We start from the raw sequence: 12,031 nt of genomic DNA on the forward strand, positions 1-12,031 counted from the left end.
CGGCGCGGTGCGGCACCCGTCGGCGCGGAAAAACGCCGACCCTCAACCGTACGCCGTATGGCGCGATGGTCCCGGCCGGGAGGGGTCCGCCCCTGGCGTACGGGGCGATGCGCGATGATGGAACGGACGGCCACCGCCAGAAGGCGACGAGAGCCGGACACCAGATCAGCGTCGATCGATCACCATCGAGCAACATCAGCCCCGAAGCGGGCTCCGACGACGGAAAGCCGAGCAATCGGCCAGAGGTATTCCCCATGGCACCGCGCATTCTGCTGGCCCGGCACGGGCAGACGGAGTGGTCCCTGTCCGGCAAGCACACCGGCCGTACGGACATTCCGCTCCTGGAGGAGGGCCGCCGTGGCGCCAAGCTCCTGGGGGAGCGGCTGCACCGCGCCCCCTGGGACGGCCTGCCGGACGTCGAGGTCCGCACCAGCCCCCTGGTCCGCGCCAAGGAGACCTGCGAGCTGGCCGGCTTCGGCGACCGGGCGCGGGACTGGGCCGCGCTGATGGAGGTCGACTACGGCGCGTACGAGGGCCTGACCCCCGCCGAGATCAAGTCCGGCCGCCCGGACTGGTTCATCTGGCGCGACGGCGTCCCCGAGGGCGAGACGCTGGCCGAGGTCGCGGCGCGGGCCGACGAGGTCGTCCAGTGGGCCCGCTCGGCCGACCGCGACGTGCTGATCTTCGGGCACGGCCACATCCTGCGCTCCCTGGGCGCCCGCTGGCTCGGCCTGGACGTCTCCTTCGCCGCCCGCATCCGCCTGGAGCCGACGTCCCTGTCGGTGCTGGGCTGGGCGTACGGGGAGCCGGCGATCGAGCGCTGGAACGACACCGGCCACCTGGGCTGAGCGACCGCCGGGCGGAAACCCGGCACGCCCGGGCCCGCTCGTCGCCCGGAGACCTGGGCAGGCGCCCGGAAGCCCCCGGGGCCACGCCACACCCCGCGACCGCACCTTCAGGCCGTACGCCCGCCCTCAAGACCTTCAGGCCGTACGCCCGCCCTCAAGCCATGTGCACATCGGCCGCCCGCTGCCCCGGCAGCGCACCGGACGGCCGCCGCGCCCCCTGCCGGACCTGCTTCCGGGAGGCCGGCGGCCGGGCGGCGGCGTGCCGGTCCAGGAAGGCGGCCACCTCGTCGCCCGCGCGCCCGGCCCCGTCGCGGTACGGCCGCAGCGCCCGCGCCGTCGCGTCCAGCATCGTCCGGATACGGGCCGACCGGACGTCCTCCAGGAGCTCCAGCGCCCGCGTCCCGGCCGTCGCGGCCTCCTCGGGCGCCCGGCTGAGCGCGAGGTCCCCCGCCAGCTCCGCGGTGAACAGGGCGATGTTGCGGGTGAAGTGCGCGTCCTGGAGCGCCACCGCCCGGCGCGCGTGCGCCGCCGCGCGCTCCTGCTCGCCCAGGGCCGACCAGCACTGCGCCTCCAGGCCCGCCAGCTCGGCCTCGCCGTAGAAGGACATCCACTCGGGATCGTGGTCGGACGGCCCCCTGGCGAACAGTCGATGGGCCCGCAGCAGCGCCTGCTCGCAGCTCCGGCGGTCGCCCAGCCCCGCCCAGCCGCCCGCCTCGCGCAGCGCCAGGAGCGACAGCAGGCGCGGCGCCCCGAGGTGCTTGGCGGCCAGTTGGGCGGCCTGCGCCGCACGGACGGCCTCCCGGGGGCGGTGGGCGTCGCGCGCCAGGAAGGCCGTGTTGCAGAACGCGTGCGCCTCAAGGGCGGCGTCCCCGGCGACCCGGGCGGTGGCCAGCGCCTCGGCGTAGTGCGACCGGGCGTCGCCGAACCGGCCCGAGTCGTGGGCCAGCCAGCCGACGGAGATGGCCAGTTCGCCCGCGCCCGCGTGCAGACGGTCGCGGACGGACCGGCGGTGCACCCCGGCGTCCAGCAGTTCGTACGCGGTGCGCAGCGGCTGCGCGGCACGCCGGTACAGGCCCTCCCCGCCGTGCCGGTCGTCCAGCAGCCGGATGCGGCGCACCGCCTCCTCGACCGCCGCGGCCTCCGCCTCACCGGCCCGTCCGGGGCGTTCGGCCGGGAGGGCGCCCGGTACGCGGGGGCCGGCGGCGGCCTCCGGGACGAACGGGGGCAGCGCGGTGAGCCCCAGAGCGGCGGCCGGGCCGCCGGTGATGAACGCGCGACGCAGCACGTCGCTCTCCTTGCCGGTCTCGGTACACAGGTCGGGGACGCCGGGCCCGGGCGCGGGCCCCGAGGGGGCCCCGGCCGCGGCCGCCGCACGGGCACGCCGCCCGCGGACCGTCTCGCGCGGCGCGAACCCCATGTCCGCGAGCGTGAGGCCGGGGAACATGTGGCGGAACACCCGCTCGTAGGCGTAGTTCGGGCAGCGGATCTCCCCGGCCTCGACGCGGCCCACGTACCGGGCGTCGCACGCGACCTGTTCCCCGATCTCGCGGGCGGCGCGGCGCACCGACGCCGCGAACTCGCCCGGCGAGAGCCGCCCGCGCAACTGCCGGAAGGCGTGGTTCGGCTGTGCGGGAATGTTCCGGGACGACGCTGATCCCGCGGCTGGCGACGCCATGGCAGACCCTCCGTGCCCTCTCCGTGGCGGTACCGCGGCCGGGCGGTGCGGCGGGACGAACCGTACTAGCTGTGACGCCGCCGACACGCAGGGTTTGGCTACAAACCGGATATCTCATGCACGATCCGCCATGAACTGCCATCCATTGCGGCGCCTGCCGCAGTAGCCGCCGACGTGTCCGGACGTTGAACAGGAAGTAAAGGGATCGGCGCGTGCAGAGGAGGGGTTCGCGTGCGGGAGACCGGCGTGGCCAAGGTCAGGACTGCCGTCGGCGGTGAGCCGGGTGCCGCCGGTGCGGCACACGGCACCGCGCGCGCCGGACGCGCGGTGCACCCGGGCGGCCGGGCGGCCGGGCGCGGCGCACCGGCCGCGGACCGGCGCTGGCCCTCCACGGAGACCAGCGTGCTCGCCGAGGCGCCCCGGACCTGCGACCTGGTGACCGTGCCGGCCCGTCAGGGCCTGGAGGCGGTCGACATCCTCCGGCTGCGCGCCGGTGTCGGCCCGGTCCTGCACGACGGCGCGTGCGACACCCTCGGCTTCCTGGTGCCGCCGGGCACGGCCGACGGCTGGGACCTGCCGGGCAGCGCCTGTACGCAGACGTATGCGCGCGAGGCGTCGGCGGGCGGCGCGCCGGGCGCCGACGGTGTCCCCGCCGAGCCGCCCGTCGCGGGCACCGACTGGCTGGTGCCCCCGGAGGGCGCGTGCGGCACGTCCACCGACCCCGTGGTCCTGCGCGAGGCCCTCGGCGAGGCGGCCCGCACGATCGAGGCCGTCGACCGCTGCCGCTGACGCCCGCCCTGACCTGGGGATACGCGGCATACTGGGGGGCATGGCGAAGAGCAGGCGCGGCCGGTCCCGTACGGGTCCCGAGCCCGTGGTGGAAACCGTGGACGGCGGGGTCGCCGAGCTGCGCCCCGACCGCGACCGGCCGCGCGGCTGGACGCTCCTCATCGACGGCGCCCCGCAGTCGCACGTCGACCTGGACGACCCGGCGTACCTGGACTTCGCCTACCAGCGCCGGCTCGGCCACATCGTCGACCTCGCCGCGCCGCCCGGCCGGCCCCTCCAGGTGGTGCACCTGGGCGGCGGGGCGCTCACCATGGCGCGTTACGTCGCGGCCACCCGCCCCCGCTCGACCCAGCAGGCCGTGGAGATCGACGCGCCGCTGGTCCGGCTCGTCCGCCGGGAACTGCCCCTGGACAGCGGCTGGCGGATCAGGGTGCGCGGCGCGGACGCCCGGGCCGGGCTCGCGAAGATCCCGGATGGCTGGGCGGACCTGGTGATCGCGGACGTGTTCCGCGGCGCCCGCACCCCGGCACACCTGACCAGCACCGAATTCGCGGGCGAGGTCGCCCGGGCGCTGCGGCCGGGCGGCTGGTACGCGGCCAACCTCACGGACGGGCCGCCGCTGGCCTTCGTACGGGCGCAGATCGCCACGGTGCGCACGGTCTTCCCCGAACTGTGCCTGACCGCCGATCCGGCCGTCCTGAGAGGCAAGCGCTTCGGCAACGCCGTCCTGCTCGCCGCCACCGGGGAACTCCCGGTCGCCGAGCTGACCCGGCGGGCCGCGACCGACCCGCAGCAGGGCCGCGTCGAACACGGGCGCGCGCTGCTGGACTTCACCGGGGGAGCCCAGCCGGTGACGGACGCGACCGCGGTGGACTCGCCGTCCCCGCCGCCGGCCGTCTTCACCTGACGGGACGACCGTCGGACGGTTGACGGCCGGTCGACTCGGCGCGCCTCACGCGTGGGTGTCCGTCTGGACCAGCGGCGGGTGACCGTTCCAGGTGCAGAAGACCGACGTGCGTCCCGTGCCGCCCGTGAAGTCGACGCGGATCCACTGGTTCTGCTGCCACACCTGCATCTGCCAGCCCGCGTCCGGGGTGGCCGACACCAGCTGGGCCGACCGGGTGCCCATGTCGAGGACCACCCGGCCGCCCGCGGTGGAGAAGCTCTTGACCGTGCCGCTCGCGGCGGTCGAGGTGTCGCCGCCCGGCGGGTTCGGGCCGCTTCCCGTGCCCTTTCCGCCGGCGCCGGCCCCCGTGCCGCTGGAATCCCCGGGAGGGACGGCCGGTTTCGCGGACCGGCCGGGGCGGGCGGAGGGGGACCCGGAAGGCTTGGGCCGGTGCGTGGAGGAGGCGCGGGGCGGGGCCCCGCCGTCGCCCCCGGGGTGCGCCGACGGCGCGTCGGAGAGAGGGAGCGCGCGTGGCGGGTCGTACGCCGTACCGGCCAGCACGGTGTGCACACCGAACCACGACAGCGTGACGGCGGCGCCCGTCGCCAGCGTCCAGGCCGCGGTGTGAACCAGTGCTCTGTGCATCCGACTCATGGTGCACCACGATCCGGCGCCGGTCAGGGGGGACTTGGTCACAGCACGGTGGGACATAGCCGGTGCGGCGGGACGATCCGGGACGGGCCGGGGACGGTGGGCGAGACCCGCCGAAAGCGGGACCGGAGCGGCGGCCTCCGGCGTCAACCTCGGGCAAGGAAAAGCATGCTCATGGCGTACGGTGCCGCCCATGGCAAGTGTGCTCGTGGTCGAGGACGACCAGTTCGTGCGCTCGGCCCTCATCCGGCACCTGACCGAGGCGTCCCACACGGTACGCAGCGTCGGTACGGCACTTGAGGCGCTGCGCGAGGTGGCCCACGTCGGCTTCGACGTCGTCATCCTGGATCTCGGCCTGCCCGACCTGGACGGCGCGGAGGCCCTGAAGATGCTGCGCGGGATCACCGACGTACCCGTGATCATCGCGACGGCGCGGGACGACGAGGCCGAGATCGTCCGGCTCCTGAACGACGGCGCCGACGACTACCTCACGAAGCCGTTCTCGGTGGAACACCTCTCCGCCCGGATGGCCGCCGTGCTGCGCCGCTCCCGGGGCGCCGCCGCGGGCGGCGAGCCGCCGTCCCGGGTGCTCCGGGTGGGCGGACTCAGCATCGACCCGCTGCGCCGCCAGGCCGAACTCGACGGTGTGCCGCTCGACCTGACCCGCCGCGAGTTCGACCTGCTCGCCTTCCTCGCGGGCCGCCCGGGTGTCGTCGTACCCCGCAAGGAGCTGCTGGCCGAGGTCTGGCAGCAGGCGTACGGCGACGACCAGACCATCGACGTCCACCTCTCCTGGCTGCGCCGCAAACTGGGCGAAACGGCCGCGCGGCCCCGGTACCTGCACACCCTGCGCGGGGTGGGCGTGAAGCTGGAGCCACCGCTGTGACACGCGCGCGGACCGGTCGCCGCCGGGCGCACGCGCCGGAGCCGCCCACGCGCGTCGGAGGCGTTCCGGCGTATCCGCGGGAGCTTCTGCCGTGAGATGGGCCCTGGTCAAGGTGTGCCTGGCCGTCACCGTGATGGTCGTGGTGGCGTTCGCCGTACCGCTCGGGCTCGTCGTCAAGGAGATGGCGAAGGACCGCGCGTTCTCCAACGCCGAGCGGCAGGCTGCCACCATCGGCCCCGTCCTCGCCATCACCACCGACCACGCCCAGCTGGAACGCGCCGTCGCCAGCGCCGAGAGCGGGCCCGGCGGGCACATCGGCGTCCATGTGCCCGCGGACGGCAAGGGCGGCCGGCCCGCCGAGATCGGCTCCCGGCGGGCTCGCCCGGCGGACGTCGAGGCCGCCGTCGGACTCGGCCGCGCCTCCATCGCCCCCGCGCCCGGCGGCTCGGTACTGCTCCAGCCCACCGCCGTGGCCTCCGGCATCGCGGTGGTCGAGGTGTACGTGCCGGACGCGGCGCTCACCAACGGCGTCACCACCTCCTGGGCGCTGCTCGCGGGCGTGGGCCTGGCGCTCGTCGTCGGCTCGGTGGCCGTCGCCGACCGCCTCGGCACCCGGATGGTGCGGCCCGCCGAACGCCTCGCCGGTGCCGCCCACGACCTCGGCAACGGAAAACTGGGCGTACGGGTACGGGAGGACGGCCCCAGGGAACTGCGCTCGGCCGCCGCCGCCTTCAACGCGATGGCGGACCAGGTCGTCCAGCTCCTGGCCAACGAACGGGAGCTGGCCGCCGACCTCTCCCACCGCCTGCGGACCCCGCTGACCGTGCTGCGCCTGAACGCCGCCTCGCTCGGCGAGGGCCCGGCGGCCGAGCAGACCCGGGAGGCGGTCGCCCAGCTGGAGCGCGAGGTCGACCGGATCATCCGGACCGCGCGGCAGCAGAAGGCGCACGCCCAGCAGGCCGCCGCCGCGGCCGGCTGCGACGCGGCCGAGGTGATCCGGGAGCGGATGGACTTCTGGTCGGCGCTCGCGGAGGACGAGGGGCGCACGGTGCGCGTCGCGGGCGCGGACCGGACGGTACGCGTCCCTGTCGCGCGCTCCGATCTGGCCGCCGCGCTGGACGCGATGCTCGGCAACGTCTTCCGGCACACCCCCGAGGGCACCGCCTTCGCGGTGGACGTGCACCACGCCGAGGACGCGGTGATCGTGCTGGTGTCGGACGCCGGGCCGGGCATCGACGACCCGGACGCGGCCCTGCGGCGCGGCCACGGGGACGGCGGGGACGGGTCCACCGGGCTCGGCCTGGACATCGTGCGGCGGCTCGCCGAGACGACCGGCGGGGACGTGCGCATCGGCCGGTCCGTGCTGGGCGGTACCGAGGTACGGGTGTGGCTGGCGCTGGACGGCGCCCGAAGGGCGCGCGCGGGGCGCCGCCGGAACCCGGGGCACCGGCTGCGCCGGCGGCTGGGGCGGCGCCTGGGCCGGTCGCGGGGGCGCCGGGCGGCGGGCCGTGCGGGCGGGCACGGCGGGGAGTGAGCGTGCCGGTCGGCCATCGTGCTTAACCGGTCCCTTTCGGTCCCTTAAGAGCGCCATAAGGCTTCCATCCGCCGTGCCGTAACCGGCTTTTGTCCGTTTCCTGATCGCTAGCGTGCGGGACGCACCACCGCATCTCCGTCCCCCCATGACGAACAGGCAGGCACGACATGAGTTCCTCGGCACACCGCCGTCGTACGAGCCGCAAGGCCAAGCTGATCGGTACGGTCGCGGCGGCCGCGCTGGCGGCGGGCGGCGGCTTCGCGGTCGCCGGTTCGGCGCTGGCCACCAAGGCGCCCGAGGCAGGCGCCGCGGCCACGGCGGGCGCCGCGTTCTCCCCGTACGTCGACACGTCCCTGTACCCCGCGTACGACCTGGCCGACACCGCGAAGAAGACCGGTGTGAAGACCTTCAACCTGGCCTTCGTCACGTCCGGCGGCGGCTGTACCCCGAAGTGGGGCGGCTCGGGCGCGCTGGGCGACGACGCCGTGGCCGAGCAGATCCCCGCGCTGCGCAAGGCCGGCGGCGACGTACGGATCTCCTTCGGCGGCGCCAACGGCTCCGAGCTGGGCCTGGCCTGTACATCGGTGAACGAGCTGGCCGCCGCCTACGGCAAGGTCATCGACCGGTTCGCGCTCAAGAAGGTGGACTTCGACATCGAGGGCGGCGCGCTGCCGGACGCCGCCGCCAACACCCGCCGGGCGCAGGCCATCGCGCAGCTCCAGAAGAAGCACCCGGGCCTGGACGTCTCCTTCACGCTGCCGGTCATGCCCGAGGGCCTGACGCGGGACGGCGTGAACCTGGTCGCCGACGCCAAGAAGAACGGTGTGAAGGTTTCCGCCGTCAACATCATGGCGATGGACTACGGCGCCTCCTACGACGGCGACATGGGCAGGTACGCCATCCAGGCCGCCACCGCCACCCAGGGCCAGCTCAAGAAGACGCTCGGCCTCGGTGACGCGGCTGCCTGGAAGGCCGTCGCCGTGACCCCGATGATCGGCGTCAACGACGTACAGAAGGAGGTCTTCACGGTCGAGGACGCCAAGGAACTGGTCACGTTCGCCCGGTCCAAGCACCTCGCCTGGCTGTCGATGTGGTCCTCGACGCGCGACAAGGCGTGCCCGGGCGGCCCGCAGAACTCCGCGCAGCCGACATGCAGTTCCCTCGCGCAGAGCCCGCTCGACTTCACCAAGGCGTTCGGCGCGTACCAGGGCTGACGTCCGACGCGGCGCCACCGCTCGGCGCCTCAGCGACCAGTGCCACCCCCCGGGCGGGACACAGCGGCCACCCCCCCACCGCTGTGTCCCGCCGCTCTCACGGTGCGGACATGCCGGGGCTGAGGACGGGCAGTTCGTTGGTGCGCGCCACGTTCGCGTACCAGTGGCCGCTCGACTTGGGCGTACGGGCCTGCGTCGTGAAGTCCACGTGCACCGCGCCGAACCGCTTGCTGTAGCCGTACGCCCACTCGAAGTTGTCCATCAGCGACCACAGGAAGTAGCCGCGCAGGTCGGCGCCGTCGGTCAGGGCGCGGTGCGCGGCGGCGAGGTGGGCGTGGAGGTAGGCGATGCGCTCCGGGTCGTGCACCGCGCCCTCGGCGTCGGGCCGGTCCTCGTAGGCCGCGCCGTTCTCGGTGATGAACAGGGGCAGGCCGGGAGCCTCCCGGTGCAGGCGCATGAGCAGGTCGTACAGGCCGGTCGGATCGACGGACCAGCCCATCGCCGTACGGTCGCCCGGCGGCTGGTGGAAGGCCACCCGGTCGGCCCCCGGCCAGGGCGAACGGGCGCCGCCGCCGTGGCCGTCGTGCCGCGGTAGCGGGGCGTTGTCAGTGCCGGCTGATACCACTGTGGGTGTGTAGTAGTTGATGCCCAGCGCGTCGAGGGGGTGCTTGATGACGGTGAGGTCGCCATCGCGGACGAAGCTCCAGTCGGTGAGGTGCGCGGTGTCCGCGAGGAGATCGGCGGGGTACGCGCCGCGCAGCAGGGGCCCGGTGAAGATACGCGTCGCCAGCGCGTCGATCCGCCGCTGGGCGTCCAGGTCCTCGGGCGTACGGGAACGGGCCCGCACGGCCGCCGGGTTGAGGCTGATCATGACCCGGCCGCGGGCGGGCAGCGCGGCGCGCAGTGCCTGGGCGGCGAGTCCGTGCGCGAGGTTGAGATGGTGCGCGGCGCGCAGCGCGGCCTCCGGGTCGCTGCGGCCGGGCGCGTGCACCCCTGATCCGTAACCGAGGAACGCGCTGCACCACGGCTCGTTGAGGGTGGTCCACCACTCGACGCGGTCGCCGAGGGCCTCCGCCACGATCGCCGCGTAGTCGGCGAAGCGCTGCGCGGTGTCCCGGTGCGGCCAGCCGCCTCCGGAGGCGGTGCCGCCGTGGATGTCGGCCTCCAGCTCCTGCGGCAGGTCCCAGTGGTAGAGCGTGAGCACCGGCCGGATGCCGTGGGCGAGCAGGTCGTCGACGAGCCGGCGGTAGAAGTCGAGCCCGCGCTGTACGGCGGGCCCGCGGCCGGTCGGCTGCACCCGCGGCCAGGAGACGGAGAAGCGGTAGGCGCCCAGCCCGAGGGCGGCCATCAGCTCCACGTCCTCGTGGCGCCGGTGGAAGTGGTCGACGGCGACGTCGCCGGTGTCACCGCCGGCGACCTTGCCGGGGGTGTGGCTGAAGGTGTCCCAGATCGACGGGGTGCGGCCGCCCTCCCGGGCGGCGCCCTCGACCTGATAGGCGGCGGTGGCCGCACCCCAGAGGAAACCGGGCGGAAAACGCAGGGGGCCGGACGTGGCAGGCGTGGCGGACATGGCGGTACTCCCGTTCACGAAGGCGCGGCGCACGGCACGGGCCGTGCGGGGCGCGTGGCGTGAGTGGTGCATGCGGTACGAGTGGTGCGCGGGGCCGCCCGGGCCCGTACGACGGCGCGTCCGGGTCCGGGGCAGCGGCGCGGGGGCGGCTCACCGGTCAGCCCTTGACCGCGCCCTGCATGATCCCCCCGACGATCTGCCTGCCGAACAGGACGAACGCGACGAGCAGCGGCAGCGTGCCGAGCAGCGCGCCCGCCATGATCACGGACTGGTCGGGGATGTAGCCGCGGCCGAGGCCGGTGAGGGCGACCTGCACGGTCGGACTGCCGTTCTGGGTGAGCGCGATGATCGGCCAGAAGAAGTCGTTCCACGCCTGGACGAAGGTGAGCAGCCCCAGGACGGCCATCGCCGGGCGGGCGGCCGGGAAGACGACGTGCCACACGACGCGCCAGCTGTTCGCGCCGTCCGTGCGCGCCGCCTCGATCAGCTCGGTGGGCAGCGCCTGGAGCAGGTACTGCCGCATGAAGAAGACGCCGAAGGCGCTGACCAGGGTGGGCAGGATGACGGCCTGGAGATGATCGGTCCACTCCAGCTCGGCGATGGTCATGAACAGCGGTACGACCCCGAGCTGCGGCGGCACCATCATCGTGCCGATCACCAGCAACAGCAGCAGCCGCTTCGCCCGGAAGCGCAGCTTGGCGAACGCGAACCCGGCGACGGTCGAGAAGACCACCGTCCCCGCCGCGATCGTCGTGGCGACCACCGTGGTGTTCAGCAGGGCGGTGCCCATGTTGGCGTCGGTCCAGGCCGTCCCGAGGTTCTTCAGCAGGTTCGAGCCGAACCAGAACGGCGGCGGGGTCTGGGCCAGCCGGGTGTTGTTGCGGGAGGCGGCGACGGCGGTCCACAGCAGCGGGAAGAGCGAGCCCGCGGTGAAGAGGACCAGCACCGCGTAGGTCACCTTGCCGCCGTGCAGCTGCCGGCCGGCGCGTCGGGCTGTCATGGCTCCTCCTCACAGGCTCGTGCGCAGCCGGCGGGCGAGCAGCGCGTTGACCGCGGCGACCACCAGCAGGATCAGGAACATCGTCCAGGCGATGGCCGAGGCCCGGCCGAGGTGGAGGTTGACCCACCCCTGTTCGTACAGATACAGCCCCAGCGTCTGGTACTGGTGGTCGGCGCCCCCGGTCGCCCCGGCACTGCCGCTGAACAGCAACGGCTCGCCGAACAGCTGCGTGGCGCCGATCGTCGAGACGACGCAGGTGAACAGGATCGTCGGCCGCAGCGAGGGGACGGTGACGTACCGGAACTGCTGCCACCGGGAGGCCCCGTCGAGCGCCGCGGATTCGTACAGGTCGTGCGGGATGGCCTGCATGGCGGCGAGGTAGATCAGCGCGTTGTAGCCCGTCCACCGCCAGATCACGATCGTGGAGACCGCCAGCTTGGCGCTCCACGAGCCGTTCTCCCAGTCCACGCCGTCGAGACCGGCCGTGCTCAGCAGCCAGTTGACCAGCCCGTAGTCGCGCCCGAAGAGCAGCACGAACACCAGCGTCGCGGCGGCCACCGAGGTGGCGTAGGGCGTGAGCACCGCGACGCGGAAGAACATCGATCCGCGCAGCCGGTAGTTGAGCAGGTGTGCGATGCCCAGTGCCATCAGCAGCTGCGGGACGGTGGAGACCACCCCGATGACGAAGGTGTTGCCCAGCGCGTTCCAGAAGAAGCCGTCGTCGAGCAGCCGGGTGAAGTTGCCCAGTCCGGTCCACTCCATGTCGGTGGGCGCGGTCAGCTCCACCCGGTGCAGCGCGGCCCACCCCGTGTAGAGCAGGGGGAAGAGCCCGAAGGCGGCGAAGAAGAGGAAGAAGGGGGCGATGCAGACGTACGGGCTCCAGCGCAGGTCCCGCCGGTAGCGGCGGCTGCGCCGCTCCCGGGCCCGGTCGGCCGGTGCCGCGGCGGGGGCCGCGGAGCGGGGGGTTCGCCCGGCCAC

The 12,031-nt window shown here is 74.3% G+C and carries 11 protein-coding genes; 6 read left to right on the forward strand and 5 right to left on the reverse strand.

Annotated elements, in window-relative coordinates:
- The first annotated feature begins 254 nt into the window (after positions 1–254).
- On the forward strand, positions 255–848 hold the full coding sequence (locus ACH4FX_RS32825; RefSeq protein WP_398485071.1) for a histidine phosphatase family protein: 594 nt from the start codon (positions 255–257) through the stop codon (positions 846–848).
- 154 nt (positions 849–1,002) lie between these two features.
- On the opposite strand, the gene ACH4FX_RS32830 is transcribed toward ACH4FX_RS32825, so the two are convergent.
- Positions 1,003–2,523 (reverse strand): tetratricopeptide repeat protein, encoded by a 1,521-nt coding sequence (locus tag ACH4FX_RS32830; RefSeq protein ID WP_398485072.1) that lies wholly within the window; start codon positions 2,521–2,523, stop codon positions 1,003–1,005.
- A 231-nt stretch (positions 2,524–2,754) separates the two neighbouring features.
- Between ACH4FX_RS32830 and ACH4FX_RS32835 the strand changes: the two genes are divergently transcribed.
- Positions 2,755–3,312 (forward strand): hypothetical protein, encoded by a 558-nt coding sequence (locus ACH4FX_RS32835; protein ID WP_398485073.1) that lies wholly within the window; start codon positions 2,755–2,757, stop codon positions 3,310–3,312.
- 40 nt (positions 3,313–3,352) lie between these two features.
- On the forward strand, positions 3,353–4,219 hold the full coding sequence (locus ACH4FX_RS32840; protein ID WP_398485074.1) for a spermidine synthase: 867 nt from the start codon (positions 3,353–3,355) through the stop codon (positions 4,217–4,219).
- A 45-nt stretch (positions 4,220–4,264) separates the two neighbouring features.
- On the opposite strand, the gene ACH4FX_RS32845 is transcribed toward ACH4FX_RS32840, so the two are convergent.
- Positions 4,265–4,843, reverse strand: a complete 579-nt coding sequence (locus ACH4FX_RS32845; protein WP_398485075.1) for a hypothetical protein — start codon at positions 4,841–4,843, stop codon at positions 4,265–4,267.
- A 199-nt stretch (positions 4,844–5,042) separates the two neighbouring features.
- Between ACH4FX_RS32845 and ACH4FX_RS32850 the strand changes: the two genes are divergently transcribed.
- From ACH4FX_RS32850 to ACH4FX_RS32860, 3 genes are all read left to right on the forward strand, one after another.
- Positions 5,043–5,735: a response regulator transcription factor gene (locus tag ACH4FX_RS32850; protein ID WP_398485076.1), complete on the forward strand. Its 693-nt coding sequence runs from the start codon at positions 5,043–5,045 to the stop codon at positions 5,733–5,735.
- A gap of 91 nt (positions 5,736–5,826) precedes the next feature.
- Positions 5,827–7,269, forward strand: a complete 1,443-nt coding sequence (locus ACH4FX_RS32855) for a sensor histidine kinase (RefSeq protein ID WP_398485077.1) — start codon at positions 5,827–5,829, stop codon at positions 7,267–7,269.
- A 167-nt stretch (positions 7,270–7,436) separates the two neighbouring features.
- Complete coding sequence (locus tag ACH4FX_RS32860; RefSeq protein WP_398485078.1) at positions 7,437–8,483, forward strand: chitinase; 1,047 nt, start codon at positions 7,437–7,439, stop codon at positions 8,481–8,483.
- 97 nt (positions 8,484–8,580) lie between these two features.
- On the opposite strand, the gene ACH4FX_RS32865 is transcribed toward ACH4FX_RS32860, so the two are convergent.
- The 3 genes from ACH4FX_RS32865 to ACH4FX_RS32875 form a co-directional block, all read right to left on the reverse strand.
- Complete coding sequence (locus ACH4FX_RS32865) at positions 8,581–10,053, reverse strand: GH1 family beta-glucosidase (protein WP_398485079.1); 1,473 nt, start codon at positions 10,051–10,053, stop codon at positions 8,581–8,583.
- 157 nt (positions 10,054–10,210) lie between these two features.
- On the reverse strand, positions 10,211–11,053 hold the full coding sequence (locus ACH4FX_RS32870; protein WP_398485080.1) for a carbohydrate ABC transporter permease: 843 nt from the start codon (positions 11,051–11,053) through the stop codon (positions 10,211–10,213).
- A 9-nt stretch (positions 11,054–11,062) separates the two neighbouring features.
- The gene (locus ACH4FX_RS32875; protein ID WP_398485081.1) at positions 11,063–12,031 is read right to left on the reverse strand and encodes a carbohydrate ABC transporter permease; all 969 of its coding nucleotides are present in this window, start codon (positions 12,029–12,031) and stop codon (positions 11,063–11,065) included.

The sequence above is a fragment of the Streptomyces sp. NPDC018019 genome (assembly GCF_044327805.1).
Taxonomy (GTDB): domain Bacteria; phylum Actinomycetota; class Actinomycetes; order Streptomycetales; family Streptomycetaceae; genus Streptomyces.